The sequence below is a fragment of the Kitasatospora sp. NPDC059673 genome (assembly GCF_042734215.1).
Lineage (GTDB): Bacteria > Actinomycetota > Actinomycetes > Streptomycetales > Streptomycetaceae > Kitasatospora.
The window spans coordinates 1-16007 of sequence record NZ_JBHWEN010000015.1 but is presented as its reverse complement, the minus strand read 5'-3'; the positions used below and the strand labels follow the sequence as shown (position 1 = coordinate 16007).

The following is a 16007-nucleotide window of genomic DNA, read 5'->3' as shown; positions in this document are numbered from 1 at the left end:
GCGCCGCGGCAGGGACCGGGAAGCGAGCCTAGAAGATCCGATCAGCTCCCGGCGAGGTGCCCACCGTCCGCGCACTCGTCGCTCCACCCGTCGTCAAGGCCGTGGAACGGCCGCGAAACCCGGGCCTGGCACGGCGAGCGGGACGCGATCTCCGAGCGCGTCCGTCTCCCACTGTGGACCTGCGGGGGCGGATCGGCAGCGCGAATCGCCCACGATCGAGCGAACCCCCGTCCAAGGGGTGACACCGGAGCCCGCGCTGCCACCGGCGTCGAAATCGGTTCGCCGGACGGCCCTCCGGGAGGCGAGAATCAGCGGCGTCCACCCGTTCCCGCGAGGAGTCACCATGCCGTCCCCCGTCCCGCCGCCCGCCCTCGACAGCCTGCACGGCCTGGCGCTTGGCGATGCCTTCGGCGATCGCTGGTTCCACCCGCCGGTGGACGAGGCGTCGGCGGAGGTCGCGGGCCGGCTGACCAGGCCCGCGCCGTGGCACTGGACGGACGACACGGCGATGGCGCTCGTCCTGGTGCGCCACCTGCGCGACCGGGGCGAGGTCGAACCAGCCGCGCTGGCACGGGAGTTCGCGCAGGAGTACGTGGCGGTGCCGCACCGCAAGTACGGGCCGTCGATGCACCAGGTGCTGCGCGCGGTGCACGCGGGTGAGGACCATCTCGCGGTCACCGGCGCGCTGTTCGGCGGGCAGGGCTCGCACGGGAACGGTGCGGCGATGCGGGTGGCGCCGCTCGGCGCGTGGTTCGCGGACGACCTGGCGCTGGTCGCCGAGCAGGCCGGGCGCTCCGCCCGGGCCACCCACGCACACCCGGAGGCGGTGGCCGGTGCGCAGGCGGTCGCGCTGGCCTCCGCGCTGGCGGTGCGTTCGCGCGGCGGCGCGGCGGCTCCCCGGGCGGAGTTCCTTCAGGAGGTGGCGGCGCTGCTGCCGGACTCCGAGGTGCGCTCCGGCCTGCGGATCGCCGCGCGGCTGCCGGCGGGGAGCAGCGTCCGGCACGCGGCGGTGGTGCTCGGCTCCGGCCACCAGGTCTCGGCGCAGGACACCGTCCCGTTCGCGCTCTGGTCCGCCGCAGGCCACCCGGACGACCTCGTCGAAACCCTCTGGCACACCGTCGCCGGCTGGGGAGACATGGACACCACCTGCGCCATCGCCGCCGGCGTGGTCGCGGCCCGCACCGGGCTGTCCGGCGTCCCGGCCGTCTGGTCGGCCGCACAGGAGCCGCTGCCGCCGCTGTGACCGCGGAACGGCGGTGCCCCGGTGAGCGGCAGGCTCATCGGGGCACCGGATCGGCCGAGTTGACGGTCCGTCAGTCGCGTGACTTGCCGAACAGCAGCCGATAGACGATGAGCAGGGCGAGGGCTCCGGCGATCGCGGAGATCCAGGTCGGCAGGTCGAAGAAGTGCACGTTGATCGACTTGTGCAGGAACTTCGAGGACAGCCATCCGCCGATGAACGAACCGGCGATGCCGATCAGCGTGGTGATGACGATGCCGCCCGGGTCCTTGCCGGGAAGCAGCAGCTTGGCGATGGCTCCGGCGAGGAGCCCGAGGATGATCCAACTGACGATGCCCATGCCGTTCTCCTGCCCTTCGCCACGAGGGCCAATCCCGTCGCGCTTCTCCCCCACAAGGACGACTGGCGCAACCGTTCGGTTCCGGCCGCACCCGCACGCGGGCTGCGGTACCGTCCGGGGAACGAAGGGGGTGGCGGGGTGCGGTGGAAGGTGTACGGGGAACGCCCGGTGTACCAGGATCCGTGGCTGAACGTGTGGGTCGCGGACGTCGAACTGCCGGACGGGCAGCGCTTCGAGCACCACGTGGTGAAGCTGCGCCACCTCGCGGTGGCGGCGGTGGTCAACGACCGCAGCGAGGTGCTGATGCTGTGGCGGCACCGGTTCATCACCGACACCTGGGCATGGGAGCTGCCGATGGGCCTGGTCGAGCCGGGTGAGGACCCGGCGGCCGCGGCGGCCCGGGAGGCCCTGGAGGAGACCGGCTGGCGGGTGTCGCACGTCCGCCCCCTGATCTACGCCCAGCCGGCCGCGGGCATCACCGACTCCGAGCACTTCGTCTTCCGCGCCGAACCGGCGGAGTTCACCGGCCCACCCACCGAACAGAACGAGTCCGACCGGATCGCATGGGTCCCGCTCGCCGACCTGCGCGCGATGACGGCCCGCCGCGAAATCGTCAGCAGCGCCACCCTGGTGGGCGTGCTCGCCCTCCTCCTCGACGAGGCATCCTGACGCAACCGTCAACCACTGACGGGCGGATCGACGGCGACCGGCTCGGCATCGAAGCGCAGCGCGCCGGTGTCGAACAGGGGCAGGACGACCCGGCCGGTCGCCTTCCGTCAACTCTCCTGCGCGTGCCCCGTCCCGGTCGCCGTGCAGCGGATCAGGGCGTGCACGTGACGGACCAACCCCTGGGCGTGGCGGCGGACTTGGGTGGGCCAGTGGGAGCCGCGGGCGATGCCGTCGGCGAGGAACTCCAGGGTGGTGAGTTCGGCGGCGCACAGTTCGGCGACCCGGGCGGCGGCGGCGTGCGGCGGCAGGCCGCGGTGGACTTCCAGGGCGCGCACCATCCCGGAGGCGTCGGCGAGGTCGCCGACCCAGCAGACCAGGTGCTGGAAGCGTGCCAGCAGGTCGGTGAGTTGCGGGTGGCGGTGCAGCTGGTCGGGCAGGTCGAGGCCGTGGGCGAGTTCCACCCAGTGGCCCGCGCACCGGACCGCGCCGTCGCGGCCGTACTGGGTCAGGTACTGCGGGACGCTCGGAATAGCACCGCCGGTGCCCAGCCGCGCGAGTGAACTGTCCAGGTGGGAACGGAAGTCGGCGGCGCAGCGGGTCTGCCATTCGGGTCCGGCGAGTGCCGCGCTGTCGTGCCAGAGCCCCTCGAACGCCCGCACCAGCGCCGGGCTGTCCTCGTTCCGCGCGGCGGGTACCTGGCCGGTGGCGGTCAGTGCCCGGAGTGCGCCGAGGGTCCGCCGGGCCGTGTCGCTCGGCTCGCCGGGCCACCCCAGCTCGATGTGCTCGTCGAGGATCCGGGTCAGCACCAGCCACTTGGTGGCGGCCCGCAGCCCGGGCCCGGCGGGGACGTCGCCCCAGCTGCGGGCGGCGAGGTCCAGGTGGCCCCGGTCGAGGCGGCGGGCGGCGGTGGCCGTGTCCAGGACGCCGGTGGCGGTGAGCCAGTGCGCGATCTCGTCGCGCAGCGCAGCGGCGTGCGGGTGCGGCGCCAATTCGGGTGTCCGGGCGAGCAGTTCGGCCGCCGGTCCGGTGGGAGCGAGGTGCGCGCTGGCTGGGCTCATGACGGCTGGCTCCTCGCCGCTCGGGGGCGTTCGACGTGAGGAAGTCTGGTCGAACGCCTCCGAGTTGCGGTGCAGAACCGGCGGCCGTTCCCCCGCCCGGCCGATCCACCCGTTCATCCGATCATGAGCCCGGCCCTCCCCCGCCGGCCGGGGTTTCAGTTCCGCCGAAGCGTGCACTGCCCGTCACGGCACTCCCGTTGCAGCCGCCCCCGGGAGAGTGTCTGCGCCAGGCCGATCGCCCAGCACATCGGGCAGCCGCGCAGCGCGACCAGTCCGAGCGGCGCCAGCAACAGGGCGACCGGCCCGGCCGCCGGAAGCAGCGCGAACCCGGCGCCGATCGCCCCGAACCCGAGCCCGCCGCGCAGCAGATGACGCGTCAGGGTGGCGCTGGCGAAGTCGGCCGGGCCGCTCATCGCGGGCCGCCGAGTTCGGCCCGGACGGCCGCCCGGGCGCGGTGCAGCCGGGACTTCATCGCGGCGGTGCTCAGTCCGAGCGCCTCCGCGACCGCCCGGCCGCCGTACCCCTGCAGGTCGCGCATGATCAGCACCCGCCGCTGGTCGGCGGGCAGCGCGGCGATCGCCGCCGCGACCCGTTCGGTGTCCAGCCGCCGCAGCGCCTCCTGCTCGGCGGAGTCCGCCGACCCGGCCGGCACCTCGGGTGCGCCCGGTGCGACGCGGATCCGCCGCAGGCACTCGTTGCGGACGATCCGGAACAGCCAGGAGGCGAGCGCGCCGGTGGCCCGCAGCATGCCGATCCGCCGGTAGAGGATGATCAGCGCCTCCTGCGCGGCGTCCTCCGCGTCCTCGGGGCTGGCGCACAGCGAGTGGGCGAACCGTCGCACCTTCGGGTGGGCGCCCGCCACCAGCGCGTCGATCGAGTCCGGGTCGCCGCAGCGGGCCGCGGCGATCACCTCCTCGGGAGGCCAGGACGTCTCAACCACGCTTGCCCCGCTTCGACTTGAGCACGAGGGCGCAGGTGCAGAGCAGTACCGCGCCGGCGCCGATGGCAATGGCCACCACCATGGAGTCCCTCCGAGCTGTCGCGTCCGGCGGCCGTCCGCCGGTACGTGTGCCCGTAAGAGGGGACGAGCACCGAAAAGGATTCGGCGCTCCCCGGCCCGCCCCCGCCCGGGCCGCTCTCAGCTCTCGCGCTCCGCCTTGCTGCGCTCCACGCAGAACTCGTTCCCCTCGATGTCGGCCAGCACGGCCCAGCCCGTCCCGTCCGCGTTGCGCCGGTCGTCGACCAGCGTCGCGCCCAGGGCGAGCAGCCGGGTGACCTCCTCGGCCCGCGTCCGGTCCTGCGGCTGGAGGTCGAAGTGCAGCCGGTTCTTGCCGGCCTTGGCCTCCGGCACCCTGATGAACAGCAGGTTCGCGCCCGCGATCAGCGCCTCCGGGTCTCCGGGGAAGTCCTCGGCCTGCAGCGGCAGTTCGAGTACCTGCGCCCAGAAGGAGCCGAGGGTGTAGGGGTCGAGGCAGTCCACGGTCACATGACGAATGACAGAGCTCATATGGAGATCCTCATCTGCTGTCGCGCCGCCACGCAATGGGATTTACGCTCCGCCGACATGCCCCCGTTCAGCCTGAAATATCCGTTGGTTGATAATTCGTCAGCCTACGATCCGGCCATTCCCGAACAGCGAATGGAGGACGGCCGCGATGGCGCGTCGACATGGGACCTGAGCCTGCCGGTCGGCGCCACCGTGACGCTCACCTACTCGGTCACGGCCGACCAGGACATCCCGAGCGGCGCCAAGCTGACCAACCTGGCCGCGCCCGACCACTTCGGGCACTGCACCTCGGCGGCCGACGGTCGTCAGCCCGTCGCCCACCCCGAAGCCCAAGCCCAGCAAGCCCCACCACAAGGGCGAGAAGGGCGCGAAGGGCGAGCGCCTGCCCGAGACCGGTTCGGACCTCACCGTCCCGGCCGCGGCCGCTGCCGGCCTGCTGCTGCTCATCGGCGGCGGACTGCTCTGGTGGCGCCGCAAGGGGCAGCGCCACTGACCTCCGACCGCTGACCTGCGACCGCTGACCTGCGATCACTGATCTGCGACAACTGATCTACGGCCACTGACCTCTGACTGATCGACCGGGCGGGTCCGTCTTCGACGACGGGCCCGCCCCCGGCATTTCCCCCACCGCCGACAGTAAAATGTTACTGTTCGGCGCATGTCGCTCCCGCTTCCGCTCCCCGAGGTGAAGGCCGAACTCGACCGCCTCACCGCCGAGTTCTTCGACGCCTTCGACAACCGCGACGGCCGCCCCGCCGACGCCGGCCGCCTGCGCCGCCTGATGCTCCCCGAAAGCATCATCGTGATCACCGAGCCCCGCTACCAGACCCTCACCCTCGAAGAGTTCCTCGCCCCCCGCGAACTCCTGCTCTCCAGCGGCCGGTTGACCGAGTTCCACGAGTGGGAGACCAGCGAGCGCACCGAAATCGCCGGCTCCATCGCCAGCCGCATGCTGGAGTACCGCAAGTCCGGCCTGCTCGACGGCGAACCCTACGAAGGCGGCGGTACCAAGACCATCCAGTTCGTCCGCACCCCCGACGGCTGGCGCATCTCGGCCTTCGCCTGGGACGACCAGCCGTAACCGGCGCCGCGCAGCCGCAGGCCGCCACCCGGGTCCGGGGCCGCACCGCCCCTGTGCCACAGTCGTCCCGGAGGTGGCGGGATGGTCGGGCGGGTACTGGTGGTGGACGACGACGCGGCGATCCGGCGGAGTCTGGAACGGGGGTTGCGGCTGAGCGGATTCGCCGTGACCCTCGCGGCGGACGGGCCCAGCGCGCTCGCCCGGCTCACGGACGCGCCGCCGGACGTGATGGTGCTCGACGTCGGACTGCCGGGCCTGGCGGGCACCGAGGTGTGCCGGACGCTGCGGGCCCGCGGCGACGACACCCCGGTGCTGATGCTGTCCGCGCTCGACGAACTCGCCGACCGGGTGGCCGGGTTGCAGGCGGGCGCGGACGACTACCTGGTCAAGCCGTTCGCGCTGGAGGAGCTGGTGCTCCGCCTGCACGCCCTGCTGCGCCGCCGCCCGCCGCAGCCCTCCGACCTGCTCCGGGTGGGCCCGCTGCGGATCCACCCGGAGACCCGCGAGGCGTTCTGGGAGGACGAGGAACTCCGGCTCACCCGGCGCGAGTTCGAGCTGCTCACCCAGTTCGCCCGCAACCCGGGCATCGTGCTCTCCCGCGAGCTGCTGCTGGATAGGGTCTGGGGCTACGACTTCGACGTCCGCAGCGACGCCGTCGACACCTTCGTCTCCTACCTGCGCCGGAAGCTGGAGGCGTCCGGACAGCGGCCCCGCCTGATCCACACGGTGCGCGGCGTCGGCTTCGTCCTGCGTACCCCCAACTCCGCCGAGAGAAGCTCCTGTTGAAGCTCTCCACCCGGATCGCGCTGGGCGCCGCGCTGCTGGTTCCGCTGCTGGTGGCCGCCGCCGCGGCCCTGCTGCTGCCGCTGGTCAACGCCGACCTGCACCGCCGCCAGGACACCCAACTGGGCGACCGCGCGGCCGCGTTGCTCCCGAACGCCCGCGCCCTGCTGGCCGCCGGCGCCAAGGGCAGACCGAAGGCCGAGCAGAACCAGCAGCGCAAGATGCTGGACGCCGCCCTGGACGCGGGCGTCCGCGTCACCGCCGCCGACGGCACCGTCCTGCTCGCGGCCGGATCGCAGCCCGAGGACCCTCAACTCCTGCCCGCCGGCGGCACCGTGACGGTCCACGAACGGGGCAGCGCCTGGCGCGTCCTGACGGTGAGGCTGAACAGCGGGGACACCACCGGCACGCTGTGGGTGCTCTCCCCCGCCGGCCAGCCGGCCGAGGAACTGCGGGCGGTGCGGCAGCGGGTGCTGCTGGTGGCGCTGCTGGCGGCGCCGCTCTCGGGGCTGATCGCCTTCGCCCTGGCCGAACACGCCACCCTGCCGCTGCGCCGCCTGGGCCGCCGGGCGGCCGCGCTGGACCCGCGGACCGGGCACGCGGTGTTCGCGCACGCCCGGACGGGCACCGCGGAGGTGGACGAACTCTCCGGCACGATCGCCCTGTTGCTGTCCCGCTACGACGAGCAGGCGGCCCGCACCGCGCAGGCCCTGGACACCGCGCGGTCGTTCTCCTCCGCCGCCTCGCACGAGTTGCGCACCCCGCTGATGAGCCTGCGCACCAACCTGGACGTGCTGGCCGCGCACCCGGACCTGCCGCAGGCCGAACGCGCCGAGATCCTGGCCGAGTTGCGGCAGGACCACGCCCGCACGGCGGACCTGCTGAGCGCTCTGTCCACGCTGGCCCGGGGCGACCTGGTGGAGCTGTCCGCGTTCGCCCCGGTGGACTTCGCCGAACTGGTCGACGCCGCCGTCGAACAGGCCCGCCGCCGCCACCCGCAGGCCGTCTTCCGCACCGAACTCCCGGCGGAGGCGCGGGTGTTCGGCTGGGAGTCAGGCCTGCGCATCCTGCTCGACAACCTGCTGGGCAACGCGGCCGTGCACGGCGGCACCGAGGAGCGGCCCGCCGAGGTGGACGTCCGGCTGCGGATCGAGGGCACCGCCGCGCGGCTCACCGTAGACGACCGCGGCCCGGGCATTCCGCCCGCCGAACGCGCCGCCGTCTTCCACCGCTTCCACCGCCGCCCGGACAGCCCGGGTTCCGGCCTCGGCCTCACCCTGGTCGCCCAACAGGCTGCCCTGCACCGCGGATCCGTCACCGCCACCACCCGCCCCGACCCCCCGGGCTGCCGCCTGGAGCTCCGCCTCCCGCTGCTCCGCGACCACGCCCCCGTGCCCGAACTCCCGGCTCCCCGCGCCTGGTTGACCGCACCGGAGCAACCCCCGGGCAAAGCTTCCTGAGCGGGCCGGCGTTCCACAGGGTTTCCACAAGAAGCCCCCGTACGGTCGCGGGCGCGGCCGGGCGGTCCGGCCGTGAAAGGCACGTGGGAAGGGGAATGCCATGCGGATCAACCGGACGGTCGCCGCGGCCGGGGTGCTCGCGCTGGCGGGCGCGCTGCTGGCGGCGGGGCCCGCGCAGGCGGCGAGCGGGTCGGCGCCGAAGGGCGACGGGGCGAAGTCGATCTGCAAGCGACTGCCGAAGACCGAGGAGAAGCTCGACCAGGCGCTCACCCGGCTGCACGGCGACGCGAGCGTGAACGGCTCGATCGCCCGCCTGGAGCAGCGGGTGGACAACGCCAAGAAGGCCGGCCACACCGAGATCGAGAAGTACCTGAACGACCGGCTGACGGCCCGCCGCGCCCTGGTGTCCACCCTGGACACCCGCAAGGCGGACCTGAAGTCGGTCGCGGACTGGTGCGCGAAGAACGCCCCGGCGGCGGCCAAGTGACCCCTCGCCCCACCTTCGCGGCTGCCGCGCTGGCCGCGCTCGCGCTGGCCTCGGCGGCCCTGCTGACGGCCTGCGGCCCGACCTCGGCGCCCGCCGACGGGCCGGACAGCTCGCAGGTCCAGCAGATGCAGCAGAAGGTGGACGCGGCGGACAGCGCCGCCGCCCAGGCCGACGAGGACGCCGGCCAGGACAACTGAGATCCCCTGCGGCCCGTGCTCTCCCCGGAGTGCGGGCCGTGGGCCTTTCCCATCACGTGAGACGGATCCGCTCACCATCCGACCACCTGCGCGGCGGAACTTGACGCGCCGCCACCGCGTCCTGAAGCATCGGCGGCATGAATCCCGGCACCTTCCTGGTCTGCCGCCTGCACGTCGATCTGCGACGCCAGGCGAGCGACATGTGTGCCTGTTGACCTTGCCCGCGTAACCCCGGGTGACTTCCGCGCGGCCCTGTGAGTCGAGCCAGGGCCGTCGTGCGACCCCGCGCGGCACCCCCGTATCGCCCGTCCGGCGGTACGCCCACCTGCACTCCCGCCGTCCCGTTCCCGCAGTCCGCCGTCCGCCGAACTCCGGCGACGGCCGCCCCGGCACTCCCCGGAGGAGACCCATGCCCACCGCCCCGGCCGCACCCGTTCTCGATGCCCCCGCCCGCCCCCCGCTGTCGCCGAACGCGCTGCGCCGGATCGTCCGTGATCTGGCCGAGCGCCCGGATCAATGGCTGCACCGGGTACGGCTGTCCGCCGGGGACCGCTGGTACGAGCGCCTGGAGCTGGCGCAGGACCACGAGGTGTGGCTGATCAGCTGGCTGCCGGGGCAGTCGACGGGGTTCCACGACCACGGCGGCTCGCGCGGGGCGTTCGCGGTGGCGCTGGGCGAGCTGGAGGAGCTGGCGCTGGCCGGCCCGGAGCACGGCCTGACCTCGCGTCGCCTCACGGCGGGCGCCGAGCGGGCGTTCGGGCCGCAGTACCTGCACGATGTCCGCAACACCTCGCCGGGGCCGGCGGTGACCCTGCACGCGTACTCGCCGCCGCTGAGCGGGATGTCCCGGTACGAGCTGCGGGCCGGCGGCCTGGTGCGGACGGCGACGGAAGGACCGGAGCAGTGGTGACGACGGTGGATCAGCTGGTGGCCCGGGCCCGCGTGGGGCTGGAGCGGCCGGGCCCGGAGCAGGCCCGGGCGGCGGTGGCGGCCGGTGCCCGGCTGGTGGACATCCGTCCGGCCGCACAGCGCGCCCGGGAGGGTGAGATTCCGGGAGCGCTGATCATCGAACGCAACGTGCTGGAGTGGCGGCTCGACCCGACGGGCAGTCACCGGATTCCCGAAGCAACCGGACATGACGTGCGGTGGATTGTAGTCTGCTCGGAGGGCTACGCCTCCTCTCTCGCGGCAGCCTCGCTACGCGAGTTGGGCCTGTTCCGGGCGACCGACCTGGACGGCGGGTTCGTGGCCTGGGCGGCGGCCGGCCTGCCCACCCGTTCGGTGGATCAAGGTTTGCGGTGACTGACGCACGGGAAGCCGGACAGACGTATTCAGATCAGTGTTCGATAATTCGCTCGGCCATCGCTAGGACCCTTCCGTGATCAGATTCGAGGGCGCCGCCAAGCGCCACCCCGACGGCACGGTTGCCGTCCGAGGCCTGGACCTCGACGTACCGGCGGGCCGCACCACGGTCCTGGTCGGTCCGTCCGGCTGCGGCAAGACCACCATCCTGCGGATGGTCAACCGGATGGTGGTGCCGACCGGCGGCCGGGTCCTGCTGGAGGGCACCGACGTCGCCACCCTGCCGGCCGCGCGGCTGCGGCGCGGCATCGGGTACGTCATCCAGCAGGCCGGGCTGTTCCCGCACCGCCGGGTGATCGACAACGTGGCCACCGTGCCCCGGCTGCTCGGCTGGGATCGCAAGCGGGCCCGGGCCCGGGCGGCGGAGCTGCTGGAACTGGTCGGCCTGCCGCCGGAGACCGCCCGCCGCTACCCGGCGCAGCTCTCCGGCGGCCAGCAGCAACGGGTGGGCGTGGCAAGGGCATTGGCGGCGGATCCGCCGGTGCTGCTGATGGACGAGCCGTTCAGCGCGGTCGATCCGCTGGTGCGCGCCGGGCTGCAGGAGGAACTGCTGCGCCTGCAGGCCGAGTTGGGCAAGACAGTGCTGTTCGTGACGCACGACATCGAGGAGGCGGTGCGACTCGGCGACCGGGTGGTGGTACTGCGCGAGCACGGCGAGATCGCCCAACTCGCCGACCCGCACACCCTGTTGACCGCACCGGCGGACGCCGGGGTGGCCGCCTTCCTGGGCCGGGACCGGGGCCTGCGCGGCCTGGGCCTGCGCCCGGCCGCCGACGTCCCGCTCGCCAAGCTCGAACCCGCCTACGAGGACTGGACCTTGACGCTGGACCGGGACGGCCGTCCGGAGCACTGGGTGCGGGGCGACCGGCGCCACCCGGTGCCGGTGTTCGCCCCGTACCGGGACAATCTGCGCTCGGCGCTGGACGCGGCGGTGCTGGCCCCCTCGGGCCACGCCGTGGCGGTGGACGCCGACGGCCGGGCGATCGGCACCGCGAGCCGGGCCGCCGTGGTGGCCGCGCTCGCCGAGTCGGGGGCGCACGGTTCGGGATCGCACGATTCCGAGGCGCAGGATTCCGGGGCGCCGGATTCCGGGTCGCAGGATTCCGGGTCGCAGGATTCCGGGTCGCAGGATTCGGGGGCGCAGGTGAACCATGCTGGACGGTGAGCCGCTGGTGCGCTGGCACTGGCTCGGCGACCACCTGGGCTACCTGGCCGGTCTGACGGGCGACCACGCCGTGATCGCGCTCGTCCCGGTGCTGATCGGACTGCTGCTGGCGGTGCCGCTGGGCCTGGCCTGCACGCGCTTTCCCCGGCTGTACCAGCCGCTCGCGGCGGTGTTCAACGTGGTGTACGCGCTGCCCTCGCTGGCGGTGTTCGTGGTGCTGATCCCGTACACGGGGCTGGCCACCCGGGAGACCGTGATGGTGCCGCTGACGTTCTACGCGCTGGCGGTGCTGCTGCCGACCACGGTGGACGGGCTGCGGGCGGTGCCGGAGCCGGTGCGGCAGGCCGCCACCGCGATGGGCTACGGACCGTGGCGCAGGCTGGCCGCCGTCGAGCTCCCGGCCTCCGTGCCGTACTTGATAGCGGGCTTGCGGGTGGCCGCGGTGTCCTCGATCTCGCTGGCGGCGGTCGGCGCGCTGGTCGGCCGGGGCGGGCTCGGTTACCTGTTCGTGGACGGCTTCCAGCGGACCTTCCCGACCCCGATCCTGGCCGGGATCGTGCTGGTGGCGCTGCTGGCGCTGGTCTGCGACCTGCTGCTGGTCGCGGCCCGCCGCCTGCTCGCGCCGTGGGCGACGGGGGTGGCGCGGTGAACTGGTTCGGCTGGCTGCACGACTTCTTCGCCGACCCGGCGCACCGGTCCGGGCCGGACTCGATCCTCAACCGGGTCCTGGAGCATCTGGCGTTCTCCGCCGAGGCGCTGGCGCTCGCCACGCTGCTCGCGGTGCCGCTGGGCCTGCTGATCGGCTACACCGGGCGCGGCCTGTTCCTGGTCACCGCGCTGACCGGCATCGCCCGCGCGCTGCCCACCCTGGGCCTGGTCACGCTGGCGGTGCTGCTCGCGGGCGTCGGCGACACCGCGGTGCTGCTCCCGCTGACGGCGCTCGCCGCGCCACCGCTGCTGGTGGCCGCCGCCGAGGGCATCCGCGGCACCGACCCGGACGTCCGCGACGCGGCCCGCGGCATCGGCCTCACCCACCCGCAGACGCTCTTCCAGGTCTGTCTCCCGTCCGCTCTGCCCACCCTGCTCGCGGGTGCCCGCACCGCCGCCGTCCAGGTGATCGCCACCGCCACCGTCGCCGCCTACGTCGGCCTCGGCGGCCTCGGCCGCTACGTCATCGACGGCCTCGCCACCCGCAGCTTCCCCACCACCGTCGGCGGCGCCCTCCTGGTGGTGCTGCTCGCCGTCGCCGTCCAGCTCCTCTTCGCCCTGCTCATCCGGTACGCGACGCCGCGCGGCGCGCGCACCGCCCATGTTGACGAACCCGCGGGCCTGCCCGCACTGGCAAAGGATTCGATATGACGTCCCGTCCGGTCAGAACCGCTGTCGCCGTCGCCGTGCTGCTGCTCGGCGCGGCGGCCTGCTCCTCCTCCGGCGGGGGCGACCCGTTGGCCGCGAAGTCCCCTGCCGCGCCCGGCGGTTCGGGGAAGACCGTGGTGGTCGGTTCGGCGAACTTCCCGGAGAACGTGCTGCTGGCGTCGATCTACTCGCAGGCGCTGCAGGCCAAGGGGGTGAAGGTCGAGGAGAAGTTCAACATCGGCAGCCGGGAGGTGCTGTACGGGCAGTTGCAGTCCGGCGCGCTGACGGTGCTGCCGGAGTACAACGGCGCGCTGCTGGGTTACCTGGACCCCAAGTCGACGGCGACCGGCAAGGAGGCGGTGAACAGCGAGCTGGCCTCGAAGCTGCCGGCCGGGCTGGGCATACTGGACTCGGCGCCGGCCGAGGACAAGGACTCGCTGACGATCACCCAGGAGAGCGCCGACCGGCTGGGTGTGAAGTCGATCGCCGATCTCGCGGGCAAGGCGCAGGACCTGGTGGTGGGCGGCCCGCCGGAGTTCAAGTCGCGGCGGGAGCAGCAGTTCAAGGACGTGTACGGGCTCACCTTCAAGGAGTGGAAGCCGACCGCCGACACCACGGCCAACGCGCTCAAGGACGGCACCGTCCAGGTCGGCAACGTGTTCACCACCGACCCGAAGATCGTCCAGCTGAAGCTAGTCTCGCTGAGCGACCCGAAGAACCTGTTCAGCTCGCAGAACGTCACCCCGCTGGTGAGCAAGACGGGCATCGACCCCACCGGGGCAGCGGCGCTCAACGCCGTCTCCGCGAAGCTGGACACCGCCGGGCTGACAGCGCTGATGAAGCGCGTCGCGGTGGACAAGGAGGACCCGTCGGCGGTCGCCAAGGACTGGCTGAAGAGCAACGGCCTGAACTGACCGCGCCGCCCGCCGGCCCCGCACCCCGAAGCGCCGGGTGCGGGGCCGGCGGCATGTCAGGACACCAGGTGGGACGGACAGTTGGGAGTCTTGACAGATGAGTGGTCCAGACCAACCATGGGAGCGTTGTTCTTCCCGACCGGAACGCATCGTGGGGGTGTGACCACCGGCCGGGGCTTCGTACGCCCCGCACCACCCCGGCACTCCCTGTACCAGGCCGAACGCCCTTGCCCCGTGCCCGAATTGCGGCACGAGGCCGTCCTCCCATGCCTGATGGAGCCTCGATGCGCCTTCACCGACCACTCCAAGCGCTGCTCGCCACGGGCGCGATGGCGGCCGCCTCGCTGGGGCTGATCTCCGCCCCCGCGCAGGCCGCCACCCCGCTGCCGCAGCACGTCTTCGCCCCGTACTTCGAGTCCTGGACGGGCGAGAGCCCGGCCGCGCTGGCCTCCCAGTCCGGTGCCAAGCACCTCACCATGGCGTTCCTGCAGGCCGCCACCAAGGGCTCCTGCACTGCGCTGTGGAACGGCGACACCTCGATGCCGGTGTCCAGCTCCGTCTTCGGCGCCGACATCGCGACCATCCGTGCGAACGGCGGCGACGTGATCCCGTCCTTCGGCGGCTACACCGCCGACAACACGGGCACCGAGATGGCCGACTCGTGCACCGACGTCAACCAGATCGCCGCCCAGTTCGAGAACGTCATCACCACCTACGACGTCTCCCGGATCGACCTGGACATCGAGGACAACTCGCTGACCAACACGGCCGGCATCGACCGCCGCAACAAGGCGATCAAGATCGTCGAGGACTGGGCCGCCGCCAACGGCCGTTCCATCCAGTTCAGTTACACCCTGCCGACCACCACCACCGGCCTGGCCTCCAGCGGCCTCGCGGTGCTGAAGAACGCCGTCACCAACAACGCGCGCATCGACGTCGTCAACATGATGACCTTCGACTACTACGACAACCAGCCGCACGACATGGCCGCGGACACCCAGACCTCCGCGCAGGGCCTGTACAACCAACTGGCCAAGCTGTACCCGAGCAAGACCGCCGCCCAGATCTGGGGCATGATCGGCATCATCGAGATGCCGGGCATCGACGACTTCGGCGCCGCCGAGACCTTCACCGTCGCCAACGCCACCGCGGTCTACAACTGGGCCGTCGCCAAGGGCATCAACACGCTGTCCTTCTGGGCGCTGCAGCGCGACAACGGCGGCTGCCCCGGCACCGGCGGGCGTGACGACTGCTCGGGCATCGCGCAGAACAAGTGGGACTTCAGCCACATCTTCTCGCAGTTCACCAGCTCCACCACCCCCGCGAACGACTTCTCGCTGGCGCTGAGCCCGGCCACCGGCTCGGTCACGGCGGGCTCCGCCACCTCGGCGACCGTCAACACGGCCGTCACCTCCGGCTCCGCGCAGAGCGTCAACCTGACGGTGGCCACCCAGCCGGTGCCCGGCCTCAACGCCTCGCTGAGCTCCTCCACCGTCACCGCCGGCGGCTCCGCCACGCTGAACATCTCCACCACCTCGGCGCTGGCGAACGGAAGTTACCCGCTGACCGTGACCGGCACCGGCGCGAGCGGCACCCACTCGGCGACGTACACCCTGACCGTCACCGGCGGCACCACCGCCTCCGACTTCTCGCTCGCGCTCTCCCCCGCCGCGGGCAGCGTGCAGGCCGGCTCCTCCGCCACCAGCACGGTCAGCACCGCCGTCACCTCCGGCACCGCCCAGACCGTCGGCCTGTCGGTCTCCGGCGCCCCGGCCGGCGTCACCGCCACCGTCAGCCCGGCGAGCGTCACCGCCGGCGGCTCCGCCACGCTGAACATCACCACCACCGCCTCGGCGGCGCCCGGCACCTACAACCTGACCGTCACCGGCACCGGCGCGGGCCGGACCCACACCGCGACGTACGCGCTGACCGTCACCGGCGTCACCCCGCCCGCCGGGCTGGTCAACGGTGACTTCGAGAGCGGCAGCCTCACCCCGTGGACCTGCCAGAGCGGCGCCGCCGTCGTCGGCAGCCCGGTGCACGGCGGCTCCAAGGCCCTCCAGGTCACCCCGACCGCCGGCACCACCGGCGAGTGCGGCCAGAGCGTCACCCTCGCCCCGAACCACGCGTACACCCTGACCGCCTGGGTCCAGGGCCCGTACGCCTACGCCGGGGTCAGCGGCGGCGCCACCGCCTCCTCCTGGGCCAACGGCACCTCCTGGACCAAGCTGACCATCCCGTTCACCACCGGCGCCAGCGGCACCGTCACGGTCTACCTGCACGGCTGGTACGGCCAGGGCGCGGTCTACGGCGACGACTTCTCGATCGCCTGACGCCTCGTCGGCTCAACGGCCGCGCCCGGCCGGTGGCTGCTGTTCGCCACCGGCC

The 16007-nt window shown here is 73.0% G+C and carries 20 protein-coding genes; 15 read left to right on the top strand and 5 right to left on the bottom strand.

What is annotated here, in order from left to right:
* The first annotated feature begins 343 nt into the window (after nucleotides 1–343).
* Nucleotides 344–1243 carry an ADP-ribosylglycohydrolase family protein gene (locus tag ACFV18_RS18880; RefSeq protein ID WP_380484544.1) on the top strand — a complete coding sequence of 300 codons (900 nt, stop codon included), beginning with the start codon at nucleotides 344–346 and terminating at the stop codon, nucleotides 1241–1243.
* A gap of 70 nt (nucleotides 1244–1313) precedes the next feature.
* On the opposite strand, the gene ACFV18_RS18875 is transcribed toward ACFV18_RS18880, so the two are convergent.
* Entirely contained in the window at nucleotides 1314–1580 is a 267-nt protein-coding gene (locus ACFV18_RS18875) for a GlsB/YeaQ/YmgE family stress response membrane protein (protein WP_380484542.1), read from the bottom strand.
* 138 nt (nucleotides 1581–1718) lie between these two features.
* Between ACFV18_RS18875 and ACFV18_RS18870 the strand changes: the two genes are divergently transcribed.
* The gene (locus tag ACFV18_RS18870; protein WP_380484540.1) at nucleotides 1719–2249 is read left to right on the top strand and encodes an NUDIX domain-containing protein; all 531 of its coding nucleotides are present in this window, start codon (nucleotides 1719–1721) and stop codon (nucleotides 2247–2249) included.
* A gap of 107 nt (nucleotides 2250–2356) precedes the next feature.
* Here the strand turns inward: ACFV18_RS18870 and ACFV18_RS18865 are convergent, their stop codons facing one another.
* The 4 genes from ACFV18_RS18865 to ACFV18_RS18850 form a co-directional block, all read right to left on the bottom strand.
* Entirely contained in the window at nucleotides 2357–3307 is a 951-nt protein-coding gene (locus ACFV18_RS18865) for a terpene synthase family protein (protein ID WP_380484537.1), read from the bottom strand.
* Nucleotides 3308–3462: 155 nt separating this feature from the next.
* Nucleotides 3463–3720 (bottom strand): hypothetical protein, encoded by a 258-nt coding sequence (locus ACFV18_RS18860; protein ID WP_380484535.1) that lies wholly within the window; start codon nucleotides 3718–3720, stop codon nucleotides 3463–3465.
* Nucleotides 3717–4247, bottom strand: a complete 531-nt coding sequence (locus ACFV18_RS18855) for an RNA polymerase sigma factor (RefSeq protein WP_380484533.1) — start codon at nucleotides 4245–4247, stop codon at nucleotides 3717–3719. The genes ACFV18_RS18860 and ACFV18_RS18855 overlap by 4 nt, the downstream gene beginning before the upstream one ends.
* 198 nt (nucleotides 4248–4445) lie before the next feature.
* A complete protein-coding gene (locus ACFV18_RS18850; protein WP_380484530.1) occupies nucleotides 4446–4814 on the bottom strand; it encodes a VOC family protein in 369 nt (122 codons plus the stop codon).
* A 382-nt stretch (nucleotides 4815–5196) separates the two neighbouring features.
* Between ACFV18_RS18850 and ACFV18_RS18845 the strand changes: the two genes are divergently transcribed.
* The 13 genes from ACFV18_RS18845 (at nucleotide 5197) to ACFV18_RS18785 (ending at nucleotide 15952) form a co-directional block, all read left to right on the top strand.
* Nucleotides 5197–5307 carry an LPXTG cell wall anchor domain-containing protein gene (locus ACFV18_RS18845; RefSeq protein ID WP_380484831.1) on the top strand — a complete coding sequence of 37 codons (111 nt, stop codon included), beginning with the start codon at nucleotides 5197–5199 and terminating at the stop codon, nucleotides 5305–5307.
* A 165-nt stretch (nucleotides 5308–5472) separates the two neighbouring features.
* Nucleotides 5473–5895, top strand: a complete 423-nt coding sequence (locus ACFV18_RS18840; RefSeq protein ID WP_380484528.1) for a DUF4440 domain-containing protein — start codon at nucleotides 5473–5475, stop codon at nucleotides 5893–5895.
* An 81-nt stretch (nucleotides 5896–5976) separates the two neighbouring features.
* Nucleotides 5977–6681, top strand: coding sequence for a response regulator transcription factor (locus tag ACFV18_RS18835; protein WP_380484526.1), 705 nt, complete (start codon nucleotides 5977–5979; stop codon nucleotides 6679–6681).
* Nucleotides 6678–8138 (top strand): sensor histidine kinase, encoded by a 1461-nt coding sequence (locus ACFV18_RS18830; RefSeq protein WP_380484524.1) that lies wholly within the window; start codon nucleotides 6678–6680, stop codon nucleotides 8136–8138. Before ACFV18_RS18835 ends, ACFV18_RS18830 begins: the two co-directional genes overlap by 4 nt.
* A gap of 100 nt (nucleotides 8139–8238) precedes the next feature.
* Entirely contained in the window at nucleotides 8239–8625 is a 387-nt protein-coding gene (locus tag ACFV18_RS18825) for a hypothetical protein (RefSeq protein WP_380484523.1), read from the top strand.
* Nucleotides 8622–8822 (top strand): hypothetical protein, encoded by a 201-nt coding sequence (locus ACFV18_RS18820; protein WP_380484521.1) that lies wholly within the window; start codon nucleotides 8622–8624, stop codon nucleotides 8820–8822. The genes ACFV18_RS18825 and ACFV18_RS18820 overlap by 4 nt, the downstream gene beginning before the upstream one ends.
* 409 nt (nucleotides 8823–9231) lie before the next feature.
* Entirely contained in the window at nucleotides 9232–9732 is a 501-nt protein-coding gene (locus tag ACFV18_RS18815; RefSeq protein ID WP_380484519.1) for a cysteine dioxygenase, read from the top strand.
* A complete protein-coding gene (locus ACFV18_RS18810; protein ID WP_380484517.1) occupies nucleotides 9726–10124 on the top strand; it encodes a rhodanese-like domain-containing protein in 399 nt (132 codons plus the stop codon). Before ACFV18_RS18815 ends, ACFV18_RS18810 begins: the two co-directional genes overlap by 7 nt.
* A gap of 76 nt (nucleotides 10125–10200) precedes the next feature.
* Nucleotides 10201–11349 carry an ABC transporter ATP-binding protein gene (locus tag ACFV18_RS18805; protein WP_380484515.1) on the top strand — a complete coding sequence of 383 codons (1149 nt, stop codon included), beginning with the start codon at nucleotides 10201–10203 and terminating at the stop codon, nucleotides 11347–11349.
* On the top strand, nucleotides 11336–11998 hold the full coding sequence (locus ACFV18_RS18800; protein WP_380484513.1) for an ABC transporter permease: 663 nt from the start codon (nucleotides 11336–11338) through the stop codon (nucleotides 11996–11998). The genes ACFV18_RS18805 and ACFV18_RS18800 overlap by 14 nt, the downstream gene beginning before the upstream one ends.
* Nucleotides 11974–12708, top strand: coding sequence for an ABC transporter permease (locus tag ACFV18_RS18795; protein WP_380484511.1), 735 nt, complete (start codon nucleotides 11974–11976; stop codon nucleotides 12706–12708). Before ACFV18_RS18800 ends, ACFV18_RS18795 begins: the two co-directional genes overlap by 25 nt.
* The gene (locus ACFV18_RS18790) at nucleotides 12705–13619 is read left to right on the top strand and encodes an ABC transporter substrate-binding protein (RefSeq protein ID WP_380484509.1); all 915 of its coding nucleotides are present in this window, start codon (nucleotides 12705–12707) and stop codon (nucleotides 13617–13619) included. Before ACFV18_RS18795 ends, ACFV18_RS18790 begins: the two co-directional genes overlap by 4 nt.
* 284 nt (nucleotides 13620–13903) lie before the next feature.
* On the top strand, nucleotides 13904–15952 hold the full coding sequence (locus ACFV18_RS18785) for a glycosyl hydrolase family 18 protein (RefSeq protein ID WP_380484507.1): 2049 nt from the start codon (nucleotides 13904–13906) through the stop codon (nucleotides 15950–15952).
* Nucleotides 15953–16007 lie beyond the last annotated feature (55 nt).

What these genes read in the sequence shown, in the direction of transcription:
- ACFV18_RS18880 (WP_380484544.1), top strand. Translation starts at nt 344, where the DNA reads ATGCCGTCCCCCGTCCCGCCGCCCGCCCTCGACAGCCTGCACGGCCTG.
- ACFV18_RS18875 (WP_380484542.1), bottom strand. Translation starts at nt 1,580, where the DNA reads ATGGGCATCGTCAGTTGGATCATCCTCGGGCTCCTCGCCGGAGCCATC.
- ACFV18_RS18865 (WP_380484537.1), bottom strand. Translation starts at nt 3,307, where the DNA reads ATGAGCCCAGCCAGCGCGCACCTCGCTCCCACCGGACCGGCGGCCGAA.
- ACFV18_RS18860 (WP_380484535.1), bottom strand. Translation starts at nt 3,720, where the DNA reads ATGAGCGGCCCGGCCGACTTCGCCAGCGCCACCCTGACGCGTCATCTG.
- ACFV18_RS18850 (WP_380484530.1), bottom strand. Translation starts at nt 4,814, where the DNA reads ATGAGCTCTGTCATTCGTCATGTGACCGTGGACTGCCTCGACCCCTAC.
- ACFV18_RS18840 (WP_380484528.1), top strand. Translation starts at nt 5,473, where the DNA reads ATGTCGCTCCCGCTTCCGCTCCCCGAGGTGAAGGCCGAACTCGACCGC.
- ACFV18_RS18835 (WP_380484526.1), top strand. Translation starts at nt 5,977, where the DNA reads ATGGTCGGGCGGGTACTGGTGGTGGACGACGACGCGGCGATCCGGCGG.
- ACFV18_RS18825 (WP_380484523.1), top strand. Translation starts at nt 8,239, where the DNA reads ATGCGGATCAACCGGACGGTCGCCGCGGCCGGGGTGCTCGCGCTGGCG.
- ACFV18_RS18815 (WP_380484519.1), top strand. Translation starts at nt 9,232, where the DNA reads ATGCCCACCGCCCCGGCCGCACCCGTTCTCGATGCCCCCGCCCGCCCC.
- ACFV18_RS18800 (WP_380484513.1), top strand. Translation starts at nt 11,336, where the DNA reads ATGCTGGACGGTGAGCCGCTGGTGCGCTGGCACTGGCTCGGCGACCAC.
- ACFV18_RS18790 (WP_380484509.1), top strand. Translation starts at nt 12,705, where the DNA reads ATGACGTCCCGTCCGGTCAGAACCGCTGTCGCCGTCGCCGTGCTGCTG.
- ACFV18_RS18785 (WP_380484507.1), top strand. Translation starts at nt 13,904, where the DNA reads ATGCGCCTTCACCGACCACTCCAAGCGCTGCTCGCCACGGGCGCGATG.